A 17,974-nucleotide genomic window follows, 5' to 3' on the forward strand; every position below is an offset into this window, starting at 1 on the left:
GCTCCCAGGGCGGGCGGGTGCGCCACCCGGGGACGCGGTGCTCGCCGGCGCGCCCGCCGCCGTCCGGTCGCGCGCCCCGGCGTGGCCCCGGCGCGTCTCGGCGACCCGCCTCCCGCGCTGCTCGGCGAGTCTGCGCAGGCACGCCCAGCGGGCCAGCGCGTAGAGCCACGCCTTGCGCTCGGCCTCGCCGGTCGGCGAACGGCCGTACTGGCGCTCGGAGATGGCCAGAACCTCGCCCAACACCGCCATGGCCGCCGCGTGGTCGCACAGCACGGAGAGGCAGTAGGTGAACAGGCCGTCCAGATGGGGCTCGTAGCGCGCGGGCGGCCTCGGCGCCGCCACCCGGGGCGCACGATGGGGCGCATGGTGCGCGCCGCTGCTGTGCCTGGAGGTCTCGGGGCTGCTGCTCGTCACCCGGCGACGGTAGACAGGCGAGACAGCACCGTTCGCACCTCTTGAGTGCATTTAATCCGTACGGGTGAAGGAAAGCCCCGAATGAGGACAAGAATCGTCACTTCACTTACGGCTGTTGCACGCTGCTGAAACGTTCTGGCAGAGGTCCCCGCCCGTCCTGCGGGCCTCCCCCGCCCCGCGCCGGTGTCACGGCGCCGTGCGCCTCCCGTGCACCAGGAGGGCCGCGTGCGGGAGCGCGAGCACCCCGTCACCGGTGTCGAACTCGGCGCAGAGGGCGTCGTAGTGGCGCCTGATCTCCGCGATCGTCCCGGGCGACTGGCAGGCGATCGTCTGCCCGATCGTCGCCACGCCGCGGGCCGCGCCGCCCCACCACTCCTCACGCGTCGTGCGGTGCGTCCACTCCAGGGTCGTGCACACGACATCGGCAAGGCCCGCCGCCGACAGCAGCACCGCCAGCCCCTCCTCGGTACGGGGGAAGTCGAACTCCTCGTCCAGCGAAGGGAGATGGTCCGGGCGGCTCGCGCCCGCCGCCGCCACCGCCCGGCCGAGCAGGGCCCGCCCCGGCGCGTCGGCCCCGCCCCAGATGGTCACGGCAACCCGGCCGCCGGGCCGGGCGACCCGGCGCAACTCGGCAGCGGCGGCGCCGGGGCGACCCACGTGGTTGAGCACGAAGTTGGCGACGACCGCGTCGAACGAGCCCGTCTCGTAGGGCAGTCGCGGGAGGGCGCCCGTGCGCACGTCGGCCTCGGGCACCGCGCGCGCGGCGAGCGCGGCCATGCCGGGTTCCGCGTCCACGGCCGACACCCGCGCACCGCGCGCATGCGCCGCCGCGGCGACCGTGCCGGGCCCGGTGCCGACATCGAGCAGCCGGGCCCCCGCCGTGACCCGGGCCGCGTCCAGCAGCATCGGCACCGTGTACGCGCAGAGCTTGGCGAAGCTGCCCGCGTACGCGTCCTCCCGGCCGGCCCAGATCCGCCGCTCGGCGGCGTCGAACGCCGTCAAAGCCGCCGAACCGCCACCGGCCGCCGCGGGACCGCGAGCGTCGCCCGCCTCCGCCCAACCGCCACGGGCCGCCGCCCCCGCGTCCCCACTCGTTCCCGCCATCCGCGCGCCTCCCCTGTTCCCGGTCGACGTCCGCCCGCCGCCGACGAACGTCATGGGCCCCGGCCGGTCACCGCCGCCCGGGGCGAGCGGCCAGGGTACCGACGGGGCCCGCGCCCGCCGTGAACGGCCACACGGCCCGGCGGCCCCGTCAGCCCTGTCAGTGCTGCCGGCGATGTCAGTAGGTGGCTATACGGTGAACCGCATGGCCACCACCCGTACGAAAACCGCCAAGGACAGGCCGTCCTACCGCTGCACCGAGTGCGGCTGGACGACCGCCAAGTGGCTCGGCCGCTGCCCCGAGTGCCAGGCGTGGGGCACGGTCGAGGAGTACGGCGCGCCCGCCGTGCGCACCACGGCGGCCGGGCGCGTTACGGCGGCGGCCGTGCCCATCGGCCAGGTGGACGTCCGGCAGGCGAAGGCGCGGTCCACGAGCGTGCCCGAGCTGGACCGCGTGCTCGGCGGCGGCCTGGTGCCGGGCGCCGTGGTGCTGCTCGCGGGCGAGCCGGGCGTCGGCAAGTCGACGCTGCTGCTGGACGTCGCGGCGAAGGCCGCGCGCCCCGACCACCGCACGCTCTACGTCACGGGCGAGGAGTCGGCCAGCCAGGTCCGGCTGCGCGCCGACCGGATCGGGGCACTCCACGACGACCTGTATCTGGCGGCGGAGACTGACCTGTCGGCGGTGCTCGGCCATCTCGACGCGGTGAAGCCGTCCCTGCTGATCCTGGACTCCGTGCAGACGGTGGCGTCCCCGGAGATCGACGGCGCGCCCGGCGGCATGGCGCAGGTGCGGGAGGTCGCGGGCGCGCTGATCCGCGCGTCCAAGGAGCGCGGCATGGCGACGATCCTCGTCGGCCATGTCACGAAGGACGGCGCGATCGCGGGGCCGCGCCTGCTGGAGCACCTGGTGGACGTGGTGCTCCAGTTCGAGGGCGACCGGCACGCGCGGCTGCGGCTGGTGCGCGGCGTGAAGAACCGGTACGGGACGACGGACGAGGTCGGCTGCTTCGAGCTGCACGACGAGGGCATCACGGGGCTCGCGGACCCGTCGGGCCTGTTCCTGACCCGGCGCGACGAGCCGGTGCCGGGCACCTGCCTGACGGTCACGCTGGAGGGCAGGCGTCCGCTGGTCGTGGAGGTGCAGGCGCTGACGGTCGACTCGCAGATCCCGTCGCCGCGCCGTACGACGTCGGGCCTTGAGACCTCGCGCGTGTCGATGATGCTGGCGGTGCTGGAGCAGCGCGGCCGGATCTCCGCGCTCGGCAAGCGCGACATCTACAGCGCGACGGTCGGCGGTGTCCGGCTCACGGAGCCCTCGGCGGACCTCGCGGTGGCGCTGGCGCTGGCGTCCGCGGCGAGCGACACCCCGCTGCCGAAGAACCTCGTGGCGATCGGGGAGGTGGGGCTCGCGGGCGAGGTCAGGCGGGTGACGGGCGTGCAGCGCAGGCTCGCGGAGGCGCACCGGCTTGGCTTCACGCAGGCCCTCGTACCGGGCGATCCGGGGAAGGTCCCGGCCGGTATGAAGGTCACGGAAGTCGCCGACATGGGCGACGCGCTGCGTGTCCTGCCGCGCCGGTCGCGCGCGGACGCCCCGCGGGGCGAGGATGTGCGCCGGTAGACTTTGCCCTGGTCTCGCCCATCCGTACGAGCCGGAGGAATGCAGTGGCAGCAGGCGACCGGGGGTCGGCACCCGGAAAGTCCGGCGCGGGCTCCGGCGGTTCCGGCGGTGAATCGCTCATGCGGTCGTCCCTCAGCGCGGTGGCGCCCGGGACGACTCTGCGGGACGGTCTTGAGCGCATCCTGCGCGGCAACACCGGCGGCCTGATCGTCCTCGGCATGGACAGAACGGTCGAGTCGATGTGCACGGGCGGCTTCGTGCTGGACGTCGAGTTCACGTCGACGCGGCTGCGCGAGCTGTGCAAGCTCGACGGCGCGCTGATCCTGGACAAAGACATCACCAAGATCCTGCGGGCGGGCGTCCAGCTGGTGCCGGACGCGTCGATCCCCACCGAGGAGACGGGCACCCGGCACCGCACGGCGGACCGGGTGTCCAAGCAGTGCGGCTTCCCCGTCGTCTCGGTCTCCCAGTCGATGCGGCTGATCGCGCTGTACGTCAACGGCGAGCGGCGCGTCCTCGAGGAGTCCGCGGCGATCCTGTCCCGCGCGAACCAGGCCCTCGCGACGCTGGAGCGCTACAAGCTCCGCCTGGACGAGGTCGCGGGCACGCTGTCGGCGCTGGAGATCGAGGACCTGGTGACGGTCCGGGACGTCACGGCGGTCGCGCAGCGCCTGGAGATGGTGCGCAGGATCGCCACCGAGATCGCCGAGTACGTGGTGGAGCTGGGCACGGACGGCCGGCTGCTGACGCTCCAGCTGGACGAGCTGATCGCGGGCGTCGAACCGGAACGGGAGCTGGTCGTACGGGACTACGTGCCGGAACCGACGGCGAAACGGTCCCGCACGGTGCCCGAGGCACTGGACGAGCTGAACGCGCTGACCCACACCGAGCTGCTCGAACTGCCCATGGTGGCGCGGGCCCTCGGCTACAGCGGCTCGCCCGAGACGCTGGACTCGGCGGTCTCGCCGCGGGGTTACCGCCTCCTGGCGAAGGTGCCGAGGCTGCCGGGCGCGATCATCGAACGCCTGGTGGAGCACTTCGGCGGCCTCCAGAAACTGCTGGCCGCAAGCGTGGACGACCTCCAGACGGTCGACGGCGTCGGCGAGGCGAGGGCCCGCAGCGTCCGCGAGGGCCTGTCACGCCTGGCGGAGTCGTCCATCCTGGAGCGGTACGTCTGACGGCGACGCGGGGACCGGCGCGCGCGGCCCGCGCAGCGCCCCGCGGCCGCCGTTCGGCCCGGCCCGGGCCGATACGACCCCGGACCCGGCCGAGCCGATGCAACTCTGAACCCGGCCGGGGCGGCTAGTCCTCGCTCAAGCGGATCGACTTCTGGGACTGCGCCTGCGGGACCGTGGCCACGCCCGTCGTGATCTGCGCCAGATAGGTTCCCGCGCCCGCCGCGGGCGGGGTGGCGGACGAGCACTTCGATGTGGAGTGCCTGCGGTCCCACGTCACCGTGTGGGCGATCGTCGAGTGGGCCGGGACCTCGAAGTACGTCGTGCCGGTCTTCGGGCAGTCCTTGGACGTCCAGATCCGGTCGTCGTCGGTGTTCGTGATCGTGAGGACCATGGCCTTCGGGCCCAGGTCCACCTTGCAGGTCGTGGCGGAGCTGTTCGTCACCACGACCCTGAACTGCGGCTTCTGGTCCGGTTCGTACGCCACCTTCGTACTGTCGAGGGCGACCTTCAGCGCTCCCTTGCCGCATGTCGGCAGCGTCGAACCTGCCGGTACCTGGCGCGCGCTGATGATGCCCGCAGCGCCGGCGCCGCCGACGGCCGCCGAGCCGCCGCCACCGGAACCGCCGGTGCCCGCGCCCGCGTTGCCCGCCGAGCCCGCGCCCGTACCGCCCGATCCCGCACCGCCCGTGCCGTCGGCGCTCCCGGCGCCGCCCGAGCCCGCGGTGTCGCCGTTCTTCCCGCCGTCGTCGCCACCGGAGCCGCCGCCAGAACCACCGTCGGAACCGCCGCCCGACGTGTCACGGCCGCCCGGCTCCCCGCCGATCGTGGGTCCGGACCCGCCCGGTCCCGGCGTGATGGACGTCGCGGGCGCGGGTCCTCCGCCGCGGTCGTCGTGTTTCTTGCCCCCACCGCCACCCGAGGTGACGATCCAGGCGATCAACGCGGCGACCAGCACGATCAGGACGGCGGCAACAGACCTCCGTCGCCAGTAGATCGAGGAGGGAAGCGGCCCGACAGGATTGCGCAGAGAACCCACGTACCAAACTCTACGAGAGATCACTGGCAACTCAGGCCCCACATGCCGCTCCTCCGCAAGTTTTACGGATGATCATCCCGGAGCGGTCGCCGCGTGTCCGCCCCGCGCCACGTGCGACCATCGGTCTGTCATGACTGCCACCGAACGGAACCCAGAGGCGCTGCACACCCCCGTCATCGCCTGGTTCGAAGCCAACGCCCGCGATCTTCCCTGGCGCCGCCCCGAGGCCGGCGCCTGGGGTGTCATGGTCAGCGAGTTCATGCTCCAGCAGACACCCGTCAGCCGCGTCCTGCCCGTCTACGAGCAGTGGCTCGCGCGCTGGCCGCGCCCCGCCGACCTGGCGGCCGAGCCCCCCGGCGAGGCGGTCCGCGCCTGGGGCAGGCTCGGCTACCCGCGCCGCGCCCTGCGCCTGCACGCGGCGGCGCAGGCCATAGCGGAACGGTACGACGGCGACGTGCCGCACGACCACGCGCACCTGCTCGCGCTGCCCGGCATCGGGGAGTACACGGCGGCGGCCGTCGCCTCGTTCGCGTACGGGCGGCGGCACGCGGTCCTCGACACCAATTGTGCGCCGGGTCCTGGCCCGCGCGGTCACCGGCGTCCAGTACCCGCCGAACGCCACCACCGCCGCGGAACGCAAGCTCGCCCGCGCCCTCCTGCCCGACGACGACGCGACGGCCGCCCGGTGGGCCGCGGCGTCCATGGAGCTCGGCGCGCTCGTGTGCACCGCCAAGAGCGAGGCGTGCGGCGCCTGCCCGCTCGCGGCGACCTGTGTGTGGCGGCTCGCGGGCAAGCCCGCCCACGAGGGCCCTGCGCGCCGGGGCCAGACGTACGCGGGCACCGACCGGCAGGTGCGCGGCAGGCTCCTCGCGGTCCTGCGCGAGGCCACCGACCCGGTGGAGCAGCGCCATCTCGACGCGGTGTGGCACGAGCCGGTCCAGCGGGCACGGGCCCTCGACGGCCTTGTCGCGGACGGCCTGGTGGAACCCCTCGAAGGCGGGCGCTACCGGCTGCCGCTCGGCTGAGAGGCACCGCCCCACGCGGCACGCGGTCCGGCCGGAGCCGCGCCCCGGTGCGACCAGGCCCGGACTGCGGCGGCCCGGCGCCCCGGTGTGCCGAGGCCCGGAGTGCGGCGGACCCCCGGTCAGCCGCCTGCCGGGACGAGGGCGGTGCGGTCGAACGGCCCGCTGTGCGCGGCGGCGTACGCGACCGCGTCGTTGACGTCCTCAAGGCGGAAGGAGCGTACGCGTTCCGCGGCGAGGTCCAGCGTGCCCGAGGCGAGGAGCCGGACGAGGCCGGCGTTCGCCTCGCGCGGGTACAGCCACTGCCCGCGCAGCGTCACCGAGTTGCGCATGATCCAGGGGTACGGGAGCGCGAGGTCGTCGCCGCCGAGCATGCCGACGCCGCCCATCAGGACGACGCGGCCGTACTCGCGCACGGTCATGGCCGCAGCCCGCGCCGCCGAACTGGGCGCGGCCGGCGGCAGCAGGTCGAGCACCAGGTCGACGGGGCCTTCGGCCGCCGCGGACATCGCCGCGCGGTCGGCGGCCTCGTCCCCGGTCAGCCCGACCGTGCGCACCCGGGGGCCGAACCGGTCGGCGAGGAGGCCGAGCACGGCCCGGTTCCTGCCGGGGCAGACCACTCGGCCGGCCCCCATCGCCAGGGCGACCGCGACCGCGCTGCTGCCGAAGTTCCCGGTGGACCCGCTGACGAGGAGCGTCTCGCCGGCGTGCAGCCCGCCGGCCAGCAGCCCGCCGTAGGGGACGCCGTGCACGGCGAGCGCGGCCCAGCGGGCCGGGTCGTCCCCCGCCGCGGCGGGCAGCGGGAAGACGTTCTCCGTCGGGACGCGGACCAGTTCGGCGAACGACCCGTCGTGCAGGTGCTCGGCGAGCCTCGCGCCGCCGTCGCCCCGGGAGCTCCAGCCCTGCATGGCGATGTCGGGCGTCAGGGCGTCGTCCCGGGAGCGCACCGTCGCGTCGCACCACACCAGGTCGCCTGCGCGCAGCCGGGTGGCGTCAGGACCGGCGTGGACGACCCGTCCCACACCGCCGAGACCGGGCACGACGGGAGGGACGAGGGGATAGTCGCGCCCGCCCCCGAAGACCTCGGCGGCATACGGCAGCACACAGGTGGCGAGCACCTCCACCAGCACCTCACCGCCTCCGGCCACCGGGTCGGGCACCTCCCGCACCGCGAGAGGGACGCCGAACCCCGTCAGAACCGCTGCTCGCATGTGATGACCTCCGCATCCGTCCGTGTCCGCCGGACCCGTACTCGCCGGGCCGCCCTCGCCACCAGCGACGCTAGGACCGCGACGGCCATGCGGGAAGCGACGATCCGGCATCCGTGATATGCCTTTCGCGCATGGACATCTCCACGGCGGGCCTGCGGGTCCTGCGGCAGATCGCGGAGTCCGGCAGCTTCAGCGCGGCGGCCGTCCGGCTCGACTACACGCAGTCGGCGGTCTCCCGGCAGGCCGCCTCGCTCGAACGGAACGCGGGAGCCAAGCTGTTCGAGCGCCGCTCGGACGGGGTCCGGCTCACCCCCGCGGGCCTGACCCTGCTGCGGTACGCCCGCACGATCCTCGACTCCCTCGCGGCGGCGGAGCGCGACCTCGCCGGCACCGGCCCGCGGACCGAACTGGTCAGGCTCGGGGTGCTCCTGAGCGCCGGCGCGGCGATCCTGCCCGCCGCGCTCCGGCACCTCGCGGCGGCCGACCCGGGGATCACGGTCACGACGACAGAGGGCACCACCCCCGCCCTGATCCGGGCGCTGCGCGCTGGCTCGGTCGACCTCGCCGTGCTGACCTCCCGCCCGCCCCACCGCCCGCTCGACGGCGAGTCGCCGCGCCTGCGCGTCGAGGCCGTCGCGGACGTCGAACTGGTCGTGGCGGCCTCCTCCACCGGCGCGTTCGCCGGCCGCACCGAGGTGCACGTCGAGGAACTGGTCGACGCCTCCTGGATCGCCACGCCGTCGCCGGGCTCCGAGCCGCTGCTCGGCGTCTGGCCCGGCCTGCCGGGACGGCCGCGCATCGTGCACTCCGCGCGCGACTGGCTGACGAAACTGCACCTGGTCGCGGGTGGTTTCGGCGTGACGACGGTGCCGTCGCGGCTCGCACCGGTGCTGCCGGGCGGGGTGAGCCTGCTGCGCGTGGAGGGCGCGCCCGCCGAGGTCCGCCGGGTCCTCGTGGCCCGCCTCCCCGACCGCGACACCCCCGCGCTCAGGGCCGTCACCCGGGCGATCGCCGCGAGCGTCTGACCCGACCGGCAGCCCGCGCGCACAGACTCCAGGCCCCGCGCCCCGCGTCCGATATGTCGCTCCGTTACACAACCGATGGGCAGCCGTGCGCCCGCCTACGGACGACCCGCACAGGCTCGTGACAAGCGCTCCGTAATTTCTGTGGGAGACGCACAGCGCGTGGAACACGGGGTCGGAGGCGGTCAGGCATGGCATACGTCGGCGAGGTACTCGAATTCGAGGAGTACGTACGGACCCGGCAGGACGCCCTGCTGCGGAGCGCCCGGCGCCTCGTGCCCGACCCCGTCGACGCCCAGGACCTGCTCCAGACCGCGCTCGCCCGTACGTACCGCCGCTGGGAGGGCATCGCCGACAAGTCGCTCGCCGACGCCTATCTGCGCCGCGTCATGATCAACACCCGTACGGAGTGGTGGCGTGCGCGCAAGCTCGAAGAGGTGCCCACCGAGCAGCTGCCCGAGCCGTGCGTCGAGGACGGTGCGGAGCAGCGCGCGGACCGCGCCCTGCTGATGGACGTCCTGTCCGTGCTCGCGCCGAAGCAGCGCAGCGTGGTCGTCCTGCGCCACTGGGAGCAGATGAGCACGGAGGAGACCGCCGCCGCGCTCGGCATGTCCCCGGGTACGGTGAAAAGCACACTGCACCGCGCCCTGGCCCGGCTCCGCGAGGAGCTGGAGAATCGTGAGTCCGACGCCAGGGCCGGGGAGCGTGCGGAGAGCCGGTGCGACGGCCGGCGCGAAGATCCTGACGAGGAGCGGGGGCGGCAGAGGTGCGCGGCCTGAGGTCCCACAGGCCGTCCCCGGAGGGGGACGGCAGCGGCAGGGGCAGATCCGCGGCGGCCCGCCGGGCCGGCCGGCCGGACACCCCTGCCTTCGGCGATCCCGAGGAACCCCCCGGGGCCGGGCGCGGCTCCGTCTTTGCCGCGTATCCGAACCGCGGCCGTGACGACGGCGAGGGCCCCGCGCACGGCGCCTGGAGGCTGAACGGCCGTACGGACCGGGCGGGCAGGCTCTTCGCCGTCGGCGGCTCCACCGTCGCCGGTCTCGCCGGCCTCGCCACCATCGGCCTGCTCGCCGGCGGCTGCTCGGCGGGCGGCACGGGCATGCGCGACGAGGGCCCCGCCGTCCCCGCGCCCGTCGAACGCACCATGCCCACCCCGTCGCAGACGCCGGCGCCGCAGCGCGCCAATGTCGACCCGGTGTCGCTGCTGCGCGCGGACCCGCAGGTCAGCTCGCGGGTCAAGAACTCGCTCAAGCCGTGCGGCTCGGACTCGTACCCGGTGAACACGTCGTACGGCGACCTCACGGGCGGGTCCCGGCCCGACATCGTGATCAACGTGACGACGTGCAAGGACTCGATCGGCATCGGCACGTACGTGTACCGCGCCACCGGCAGCGGCACCACGGCCCCGCAGTCCGCCACGCCGTCGTCGCGCACATCCGGCGCGAGCACCGGCGCGGACCTGGCGGCGCCCACGCTCGACGCCGTCCCCGGCACGGACGCGGGGCCGACGGTTCCCGGCTCCCTCGCGAGCGCGTACAGGACCGGGACCGGCGCCGAGCCGGAGGCGAAGCCGCTGCCGGGGCGGTACGAGAACGTCTTCACGTCCGAGGAGCCCTCGGTCTACGGCACGATAGACAGGGGCGAGCTCGTCGTGACCCAGCAGGTGTACACGAAGGGCGACTCCGTCGCGTACCCGTCGGGCGAGGACGTCGTCACCTACGACTGGGCCAGGACGAAGTTCACCGAGCGCTACCGGGTACGGAACACGTACAGCAAATCGAACGGCGACGACGACCTGGGCGCGCCCGCGCCCACCGTGACCGCGTCGGACTGACCGGCAGCGGCACCGGCACCGGCGCCGACCCATACATACGATCCGACACGGCGAGAAAGGCTGAGAGTCAACGGATGGCCGACACCCATGTGCTGTTCGTCGAGGACGACGACGTCATCCGCGAGGCCACCCAGCTGGCGCTCGAGCGCGACGGCTTCACCGTGACCGCGATGCCCGACGGCCTCTCCGGCCTCGACGCGTTCCGCTCCGACCGGCCCGACATCGCGCTGCTCGACGTGATGGTGCCCGGCCTCGACGGGGTGAGCCTGTGCCGGCGCATCCGCGACGAGTCGACGGTCCCCGTGATCATGCTCTCGGCGCGCGCCGACTCCATCGATGTCGTCCTCGGCCTGGAGGCCGGCGCCGACGACTACGTGACCAAGCCCTTCGACGGCGCGGTGCTGGTCGCGCGCATCCGCGCGGTGCTGCGCCGCTTCGGCCATGCCGCGGGCGCCCGCAGCGCGGCGGCGGACGAGCCGGGCGGGCAGCGGGGCGAGGGCGGCCGGTCCGCCGTGCTGACGTTCGGCGACCTGGAGGTCGACACGGAGGGCATGGAGGTGACCCGCGCGGGCGGGCCTGTCTCGCTGACACCGACGGAGATGCGGCTGCTCCTGGAGTTCTCCGCGTCGCCTGGGACCGTACTGTCCCGGGACAAGCTGCTTGAGCGGGTCTGGGACTACGGCTGGGGCGGGGACACCCGGGTGGTGGACGTCCACGTGCAACGGCTGCGGACGAAGATCGGCCAGGACCGGATCGAAACTGTCCGCGGCTTCGGGTACAAGCTGAAGGCATGAGGGGTACGGGCACCAGGCACGAGAGCGAGCGAGGACACCGGGATGCGTGCAGGCACGCGGGCGGCCACGGCCCCCACGGCGGCGCACCTCGCGGCCACGCGCCCCACGGCGGCGCAGCTCACGGCCACGCGCCCCACGGCCGCGCCCGGCCCGGCCGCCCCCGCCACGCCCACGGCCTCGGCCGGTGCGAGCTGACGGCATGAAGCGCCTCGCCCTGCGGACCGGCATCCGGTGGAAGATCAGCATCGCGATCGCCGCGGTCGGCGCGCTGATCGCGGTCGCGCTGAGCCTGGTCGTCCACAACGCCGCCCATGTCTCGATGCTCGACAACGCGCGTGAGGTGCAGCTCTCGCAGACGCTGTTCGCCGAGCGGATGTACGACACCACCAAGGAGACCAAGCTCGGTACGAAGATCAACGACCCGGCGCTCCCCGCGCCCTTGCGCGCCAAGACCAAGGAGGGCCGGCGCGCCACCCTGGTCGACGGCGGGAAGGTGCCCGTCATCTGGGCCGCCGTGCCCCTCGGCAACGGCACCGTGCTCTCCAGCCACAGCCGGCTCGCCGGGGGGGGCACCGCGATCATCGACGACCTGGACCGCGCCCTGCTCGTGGGCTCCGCGGCCGTCGTCGTCTGCGGCTCCGCGCTCGGCATTCTGATCGGCGGCCAGATCTCCCGGCGGCTGCGCAAGGCCGCCGCCGCGGCCGGGCGGGTCGCGCAGGGCCATACCGACGTACGGGTGGGCACCGCCATCGGCGGCGTCGTACGGGACGAGACCGACGAGCTCGCACGGGCCGTCGACGCCCTGACCGACGCGCTCGGCGAGCGCATCGAGGCGGAGCGGCGCGTCACGGCGGACATCGCGCACGAGCTCCGTACGCCGGTCACCGGCCTGGTCACGGCGGCGGAACTGCTGCCGCCGGGCCGGCCGAGCGAGCTCGTACGCGACCGGGCGCAGGCGATCCGGACGCTGGTGGAGGACGTGCTTGAGGTGGCACGCCTGGACAGCGCGTCGGAGCGGGCCGAGCTCCAGGAGATCGCGCTCGGCGAGTTCGTGGAGCGCCGGGCGGGCGCGCTCGACCCGGAGGCGCGGGTCTCGGTCCTCCGCGAGTCCTGGGTCAGCACCGATCCGCGCAGGCTGGAACGTATCCTCGGCAACCTCCTCACGAACGCGAAGAAGCACGGCGGCTCGCCGGTGGAGGTGAGCGTCGAGGGGCGGGTACTCCGGGTCAGGGACCACGGCCCCGGCTTCCCCGAGGCGCTGCTGCGGGAGGGCCCGAGCCGCTTCCGTACCGGCACCTCCGACCGCGCGGGCCAGGGGCACGGCCTCGGCCTGACGATCGCCGCGGGCCAGGCGCGGGTGCTGGGCGCGCGGCTCACGTTCCGCAACGCGGGCGCGGACGGGACGGGTGGCGCGGTGGCCGTGCTGTGGCTGCCGGAGCACGCGCCGACGACCACGGGCAGCTTCCCGGCCATCACGCTCCCGGATGCCACCTGACGGCCGCGCCCCGGCCCGCATCTCCTGACTATGCGTCAACCTGCTTTGTCCATAGGTGACTTGGCGCCCCTGTGCCAGACTGGGCCAATGGCATATCCCAAGCCGCAGATGGACACCAGCAGACCTCACCCTGCGCGCGTCCACGACTTCCTGCTCGGCGGCCGGGACAACTACCCGGCCGACCGGCGGGCCGCCGCACAGCTCCCGGCGGAGGCGGCCCGGTACGCCCGGCAGCACAGGGCGTTCCTGCTCCGGGCCGTCGGCTGGCTCGCCAGCGTCGGCGTCGACCAGTACCTCGACGTGGGCAGCGGCATCCCCACGGAACCGAACCTCCACCAGATCGTCCAGCGCGTAAATCCGGCCTGCCGGACCGTCTACGCGGACAACGATCCGCTCGCCCTGCGGTACGCGCAGGCCCGGTTGATCAGCTCGCCGCAGGGGTCCACCGACTACATCCCGGCCGACGTGCGCGACCCGGCCCGCCTGCTGGAGGCCGCCGGCGCGCTGCTGGACCTCGGGCGGCCCGTGGCGCTGTCCCTGATCGCGCTGATGCATCTCCTGCCGGACGACGAGGACCCGTACGGCATCACCGCGGCGCTGGTCGGGGCGCTTCCCTCCGGAAGCCATGTGGTCCTCTCGCACGGCACCCTCGACTTCGCACCGCCGCCGTCCGCGTGTCCGTCCGCGCACTCGTCGGCGCCGGGCGGCGCGGCGCACGGAGGCGGCCCCGCCCCGCGGTGGCGCACGCGCGCCGAGGTGGCGTGCTTCTTCGCCGGGCTCGGCCGGGTCGGGGAACACGTCGTGGATCACCAGCAGTCCGCCGTCGGCGATGTGCGGCGCCCAGCCCTCGTAGTCGGCGTCCGCGTGCTCGTCGGTGTGCCCGCCGTCCACGAACACCATGCCGAGCGGACGGCCCCACAGCGCCGCCGCCACCGGGGACCTGCCCACCACCGCGATCACCCGGTCCTCGAGGCCCGCCCGGTACAGGGTGCGCCGGAACGACGGCAGTGTGTCCATCACGCCCAGCTCCGGATCGACCACTTCCGGATCGTGGTACTCCCAGCCGGGCTGCTGCTCCTCGCTGCCCCTGTGGTGGTCGACGGTCACCGCCACCGTGTCCGCGCGCCGTGCCGCGTCGGCCAGCAGCAGCGTCGACCGGCCGCAGTACGTGCCCACTTCGAGCAGCGGGAGCCCGAGCGCGCCCGCCTCGACGGCGGCCGCGTACAGGGCGAGCCCCTCGTCGCGCGGCATGAAGCCCTTGGCCGCCTCGAAGGCGTCGAGCGTCCCGGGCGGGGGGGGGGGGGGGGGGGCGGGCGCGGGCATGAGGTACTCCCTGGTGATCGCGGTACGAAGGTGGCGCCGGTACGCGGGGTGGCCGCCAGGATCATGGTGCCAAGCCGCCCCCGGCGCGCGGGCGCCGGGGGCGGGAGAGGCCCCTGCGCGGACGGGGCCCCGGAGCCCGTACGGCTGCCCGGTCAGGCCGAGCCGGCCTCGCGCACCGCCGGTCGCGGCGCCGGCAGGACGAGGTCCACCTCGACCGGTACGCCGTCCCCCGGATACTCGGCGGAGCACGCCTGCGAGCCGTGGCCCGCAGCCGACCCCGCGAGCACGAAGTCGCCCGCGCGCGGCGGCACGAGGTCGTAGTACCCGTCCTCGTCGGCGACGGCGCGGCCCGCCTGGGCGCCCCTGCGGTCGATCAGTGTGATCGTGGCGCGCGCGACCGCGAGGCCGTCGGCCCCGGTCACCCGTCCGCGAAACCCGCCCGACGTGGCGAGCAGCGTGGTGTGCCCGCCCGCGGTGCCGGTGCCGGCTCCCACGCTCTGTCCGTTGTCCTGCCCGGTGCCGGTACGCGCGTCCGCGTCCTCGTTCGTGTACGTGCCCGGGTCCGGCCGCTCCGCCGCGCGCGCAGCCCGCTGCGAGGGCAGGAAGAAGGCGAGCACGAGCCCGCCCAGCACCGCGGCCGTCGCGATGGCGAAGGAGATCCGGAAGCCGTGCATCGTCGGCAGCGCGACCCCGCCCGAGACGGCCGACGTGCGGGCGAGCACCATGCCGATGACCGCGCTCGACACCGACGTGCCGATCGAACGCATCAGTGTGTTCAGGCCGTTGGCCGCGCCCGTCTCCGACGCGTCGACCGCGCCGACGATGAGCGCCGGGAGCGAGGAGTACGCGAGCCCGATGCCCGCGCCCACGATCACCGAGATGATGACGGTCTGCCACGGCGCGCTCATCAGGCCGAGTCCGCCGCCGTACCCGATCGCGATGACCACCATGCCGAGGATCAGGGAGACTCTCGGGCCGCGCCGGGCGGCGATCCGCGCGTACAGCGGTGCCGTCAGCATCATCGTCAGGCCGAGCGGTGCCACGCACAGTCCCGCCACCACCATGGACCGCCCGAGCCCGTAACCGGTCGACGCAGGCAGTTGCAGCAACTGCGGCAGCACCAGCGAGATCGCGTAGAACGCGACACCGACCATCACGGACGCGAGGTTGGTCAGCAGCACCTCGCGCCGCGCCGTGGTGCGCAGATCCACCAGCGGGGCGGCCGAACGCAGCTCCCACCAGCCCCAGGCCACCAGGATCACCACGGCGCCCCCGAACAGACCGAGCGTGGTGGGCGAGGCCCAGCCCCAGTCGCTGCCCTTCGTGATGGGCAGGAGCAGCGCCACGAGACCCCCGGACAGGCCGAACGCGCCCGTCTTGTCGAAGCGGCCCGGCGCGCGCAGCGCGGACTCCGGCACGGCCACGAGCGTCAGCACCATCGACAGGACGCCGAGCCCGGCGGAGCCGAAGAACAGGGCGTGCCAGTCCGCGTTCTGCGCGACGAGCGCGGCGGCGGGCAGGGCGAGGCCGCCGCCGACGCCGATGGACGAACTCATCAGCGCCATCGCGGAGCCGAGCCTCTCGCGCGGCACCTCGTCGCGCATGATGCCGATGCCGAGAGGTATCGCGCCCATCGCGAAGCCCTGGAGCGCCCTGCCGGCGATCATGATCAGCAGGTTGTCGGTGAAGGCGCACACCAGCGAGCCGGCCACCATGACCGCGAGGCTCGCGAGCAGCATGCGCCGCTTGCCGTGGAGATCGCCGAGCCGCCCCATGATCGGAGTCGCGACGGCGCCGGCGAGCAGCGTCGCCGTCAGCACCCAGGCGGCGTTCGAGGGCGCTGTGTGCAGCAGGGTGGGCAGGTCCTTGATGACGGGGACGAGCAGGGTCTGCACCACCGCGACGGTGATGCCGGCGAAGGCGAGGACGGGTACCACCGCGCCCGAGCGGCGCTCGCCGGCATCCGGCGGGAGCGCTCCGGCGTCATGATCGGTCGTCGTCTGCGGCATGTGTGCTGCCTCCATGGGGCAGGAAGGGAACGGCCTTACGGACGTGGTGCGTTGAGCGGCCGGAGAGAGGCGGACCGGGAGCGCCGGCCGCCGGCCGCGTGTCCCTCGGCCGCTGCCGGGCGGCCCCCCGTGGCCGGTCCCCGCGTGCCGTGTGAACGCTTCTCCGCTCATCAGCTATTCCGACGGGCGAGGGGGCGTGAGGGGCGTAGGACCAAGGACCCCGGCTCGTTGGTCCGTTAATCGGATGTCAGGGGTGATGCCGCGCTGCGAGCATGACGCAATGACGACCACGCCCTCGGAGCCACCCGCGCGGGAACCCTCGCCCGTACGGGACACACCACAGGACCAGCAGCACCCGGCGCACCAGCGGCACCAGTCACACCGAGAGGACCTGCCGCCCGGGAAGAACCGGCCGCACCGGGAGAACCAGCCGTTCCAGCAGCGGCGACGACACCGGGACGACGAGGAGCACCGGCCTCCGAGACGCCTACGCGCCCTGCCCACCTGGGCGGTGGTCCTCATCGCGTGCGCCGGGCAGTTCCTCGTCGTCCTCGATGTGTCCGTGGTCAACGTCGCGCTGCCGTCGATGCGTACGGACCTCGGGATGAGCGAGGGCGGCCTCCAGTGGGTGCTCAACGCCTACTCGATCGCCTTCGCCGGATTCATGCTGCTCGGCGGCAGGGCAGCCGACCTCTTCGGCCAGAAGCGGACGTTCCTGCTGGGCCTCGCGGTGTTCACGGCGGCGTCCCTCGCGGGCGGCCTCGCCCAGCAGAGCTGGCAACTCCTCGCCGCACGGGCGGTCCAGGGCCTCGGCGCCGCGGTCCTCGCGCCCGCCACGCTCACCCTGCTGACCTCAGCGGTCCCCGCGGGCCCCGCGCGGGTGCGGGCCGTGGGCACCTGGGCGGCCGTGGGCGCGGCGGGCGGCGCGGCGGGCGGTCTGGTCGGCGGGACGCTCACCGACCTGCTGTCGTGGCGATGGGTCCTGCTCATCAATGTGCCCGTGGGCGCGCTCGTGCTGGCGAGCGGCGCGCTGTGGCTCGCCGAGCGCAGGGGCGGCCGGGGCAGGCGCCTCGACCTGCCAGGTGCCGTGCTGGTGACGGCGGGGCTCGCGGTCCTCTCGTACGGGATCGTCCAGACGGAGCGCAGCGGCTGGGGCGCCGCGGCGACCCTCGTACCGCTCGCGGGCGGACTCGCCCTGCTGGCCGCCTTCCTGGTGCTTGAGGCGCGTACCCGCGAGCCGCTGATGCCGCTGAAGGTGTTCAGGACGCGCGCGGTCGCGGCGGCGAACGCGGCGATGTTCGTCTTCGGCGCCACGAGCTTCGCCACCTGGTTCTTCATGACGGTCTACGCGCAGAACGTGCTGCACTACACGCCGTTCGAGGCGGGGCTGGCGCTCGTGCCCAGCTCACTGAGTATCGTGCTCGGCTCGAAGGCCGCGCCCGCGCTGATGCACCGGATCGGCCCCCGTACCGTGGCCGTCCTCGGCGGGACCGTCGCCGCGGCCGGGTTCGCCTGGCAGTCCCGGTTCAGCGCGCACGGCGGCTTCGCGACGTCGATCCTGGGCCCCGGCGTCCTCGTCATGATCGGCCTCGGCATGGCGACCACGCCGCTCGCCGCGCTCGCCACGGGCGGCGCCGACCCGGAGGACGCGGGCCTGGTGTCGGGCGTCGTCAACACCGCGCGGACGATGGGCGGCGCGCTCGGACTCGCCGTACTGTCCACCGCGGCGGCCTCGCGCGGCGGCGGCGGCACGGACCCGGTCGCGCTGACCGCCGGCTACGCGCTCTCGTTCAGGATCGGGTGCGGGGTCGCGGTGGCGGGCGTCCTGCTGATGCTCGTCTGGCTTCCCCGCCGCCCACCGCGGCGCACTGCCGGCGGTTCGGTCCTGGGAGGGTCTTAGAGCGCCTTGAGAGGTCT

The 17,974-nt window shown here is 74.3% G+C and carries 13 protein-coding genes and 4 pseudogenes; 11 read left to right on the forward strand and 6 right to left on the reverse strand.

The features are described from left to right. Positions 1 to 414: pseudogene (locus tag LCE31_RS12475) on the reverse strand (hypothetical protein); the annotation flags it as partial. Positions 415 to 600: 186 nt separating this feature from the next. Then, positions 601 to 1,416 (reverse strand): class I SAM-dependent methyltransferase, encoded by an 816-nt coding sequence (locus LCE31_RS12480; protein ID WP_225014301.1) that lies wholly within the window; start codon positions 1,414 to 1,416, stop codon positions 601 to 603. A gap of 304 nt (positions 1,417 to 1,720) precedes the next feature. Between LCE31_RS12480 and radA the strand changes: the two genes are divergently transcribed. Continuing rightward, positions 1,721 to 3,133 (forward strand): DNA repair protein RadA, encoded by a 1,413-nt coding sequence (gene radA, locus LCE31_RS12485; RefSeq protein ID WP_225014279.1) that lies wholly within the window; start codon positions 1,721 to 1,723, stop codon positions 3,131 to 3,133. A gap of 44 nt (positions 3,134 to 3,177) precedes the next feature. Beyond that, complete coding sequence (disA, locus tag LCE31_RS12490) at positions 3,178 to 4,311, forward strand: DNA integrity scanning diadenylate cyclase DisA (RefSeq protein ID WP_225014280.1); 1,134 nt, start codon at positions 3,178 to 3,180, stop codon at positions 4,309 to 4,311. Positions 4,312 to 4,435: 124 nt separating this feature from the next. On the opposite strand, the gene LCE31_RS12495 is transcribed toward disA, so the two are convergent. Continuing rightward, a complete protein-coding gene (locus LCE31_RS12495; protein ID WP_225014281.1) occupies positions 4,436 to 5,347 on the reverse strand; it encodes a hypothetical protein in 912 nt (303 codons plus the stop codon). Between the two features lie 130 nt (positions 5,348 to 5,477). Between LCE31_RS12495 and LCE31_RS12500 the strand changes: the two are divergent. After that, positions 5,478 to 6,372: pseudogene (locus tag LCE31_RS12500) on the forward strand (A/G-specific adenine glycosylase). 119 nt (positions 6,373 to 6,491) lie between these two features. On the opposite strand, the gene LCE31_RS12505 reads toward LCE31_RS12500, so the two are convergent. After that, entirely contained in the window at positions 6,492 to 7,580 is a 1,089-nt protein-coding gene (locus tag LCE31_RS12505; RefSeq protein ID WP_225014282.1) for an alcohol dehydrogenase catalytic domain-containing protein, read from the reverse strand. A 131-nt stretch (positions 7,581 to 7,711) separates the two neighbouring features. On the opposite strand from LCE31_RS12505, the gene LCE31_RS12510 reads away from it, so the two are divergent. The 7 genes and pseudogenes from LCE31_RS12510 to LCE31_RS12540 all read left to right on the forward strand — a co-directional run. Continuing rightward, the gene (locus LCE31_RS12510; protein ID WP_225014283.1) at positions 7,712 to 8,605 is read left to right on the forward strand and encodes a LysR family transcriptional regulator; all 894 of its coding nucleotides are present in this window, start codon (positions 7,712 to 7,714) and stop codon (positions 8,603 to 8,605) included. Positions 8,606 to 8,793: 188 nt separating this feature from the next. Beyond that, positions 8,794 to 9,381, forward strand: coding sequence for a SigE family RNA polymerase sigma factor (locus tag LCE31_RS12515; RefSeq protein ID WP_225014284.1), 588 nt, complete (start codon positions 8,794 to 8,796; stop codon positions 9,379 to 9,381). Further along, entirely contained in the window at positions 9,369 to 10,436 is a 1,068-nt protein-coding gene (locus LCE31_RS41510; protein WP_441349410.1) for a hypothetical protein, read from the forward strand. The genes LCE31_RS12515 and LCE31_RS41510 overlap by 13 nt, the downstream gene beginning before the upstream one ends. A 74-nt stretch (positions 10,437 to 10,510) precedes the next feature. Further along, a complete protein-coding gene (gene cseB, locus LCE31_RS12525; protein WP_225014285.1) occupies positions 10,511 to 11,230 on the forward strand; it encodes a two-component system response regulator CseB in 720 nt (239 codons plus the stop codon). A 42-nt stretch (positions 11,231 to 11,272) separates the two neighbouring features. Continuing rightward, a complete protein-coding gene (locus tag LCE31_RS12530) occupies positions 11,273 to 11,425 on the forward strand; it encodes a hypothetical protein (RefSeq protein WP_225014286.1) in 153 nt (50 codons plus the stop codon). A 4-nt stretch (positions 11,426 to 11,429) separates the two neighbouring features. Beyond that, positions 11,430 to 12,725, forward strand: a complete 1,296-nt coding sequence (gene cseC, locus LCE31_RS12535) for a two-component system sensor histidine kinase CseC (RefSeq protein ID WP_225014287.1) — start codon at positions 11,430 to 11,432, stop codon at positions 12,723 to 12,725. 87 nt (positions 12,726 to 12,812) lie between these two features. Continuing rightward, a pseudogene (locus LCE31_RS12540) lies at positions 12,813 to 13,586 on the forward strand (SAM-dependent methyltransferase); the annotation flags it as partial. Here LCE31_RS12540 and LCE31_RS12545 read toward each other — a convergent pair. Together LCE31_RS12545 and LCE31_RS12550 are read right to left on the reverse strand one after the other, a co-directional pair. Further along, positions 13,496 to 14,048, reverse strand: a pseudogene (locus tag LCE31_RS12545) (class I SAM-dependent methyltransferase); the annotation flags it as partial. The pseudogenes LCE31_RS12540 and LCE31_RS12545 sit on opposite strands and share 91 nt — an antisense overlap. A gap of 152 nt (positions 14,049 to 14,200) precedes the next feature. Then, positions 14,201 to 16,057 (reverse strand): MFS transporter, encoded by a 1,857-nt coding sequence (locus LCE31_RS12550; RefSeq protein WP_225014288.1) that lies wholly within the window; start codon positions 16,055 to 16,057, stop codon positions 14,201 to 14,203. A gap of 280 nt (positions 16,058 to 16,337) precedes the next feature. Between LCE31_RS12550 and LCE31_RS12555 the strand changes: the two genes are divergently transcribed. Beyond that, a complete protein-coding gene (locus tag LCE31_RS12555; RefSeq protein ID WP_225014289.1) occupies positions 16,338 to 17,957 on the forward strand; it encodes an MFS transporter in 1,620 nt (539 codons plus the stop codon). The last annotated feature ends 17 nt before the right edge of the window (positions 17,958 to 17,974 follow it).

This window comes from Streptomyces sp. 8L (genome assembly GCF_020176795.1).
Taxonomy (GTDB): Bacteria; Actinomycetota; Actinomycetes; order Streptomycetales; family Streptomycetaceae; genus Streptomyces.

Excerpts from the sequence above, each read along its gene's own strand:
- radA (WP_225014279.1), top strand. The coding sequence starts at position 1,721 with ATGGCCACCACCCGTACGAAAACCGCCAAGGACAGGCCGTCCTACCGC.
- LCE31_RS12505 (WP_225014282.1), bottom strand. The coding sequence starts at position 7,580 with ATGCGAGCAGCGGTTCTGACGGGGTTCGGCGTCCCTCTCGCGGTGCGG.
- LCE31_RS12510 (WP_225014283.1), top strand. The coding sequence starts at position 7,712 with ATGGACATCTCCACGGCGGGCCTGCGGGTCCTGCGGCAGATCGCGGAG.
- LCE31_RS12515 (WP_225014284.1), top strand. The coding sequence starts at position 8,794 with ATGGCATACGTCGGCGAGGTACTCGAATTCGAGGAGTACGTACGGACC.
- cseB (WP_225014285.1), top strand. The coding sequence starts at position 10,511 with ATGGCCGACACCCATGTGCTGTTCGTCGAGGACGACGACGTCATCCGC.
- LCE31_RS12530 (WP_225014286.1), top strand. The coding sequence starts at position 11,273 with ATGCGTGCAGGCACGCGGGCGGCCACGGCCCCCACGGCGGCGCACCTC.
- cseC (WP_225014287.1), top strand. The coding sequence starts at position 11,430 with ATGAAGCGCCTCGCCCTGCGGACCGGCATCCGGTGGAAGATCAGCATC.
- LCE31_RS12550 (WP_225014288.1), bottom strand. The coding sequence starts at position 16,057 with ATGCCGCAGACGACGACCGATCATGACGCCGGAGCGCTCCCGCCGGAT.
- LCE31_RS12555 (WP_225014289.1), top strand. The coding sequence starts at position 16,338 with ATGACGACCACGCCCTCGGAGCCACCCGCGCGGGAACCCTCGCCCGTA.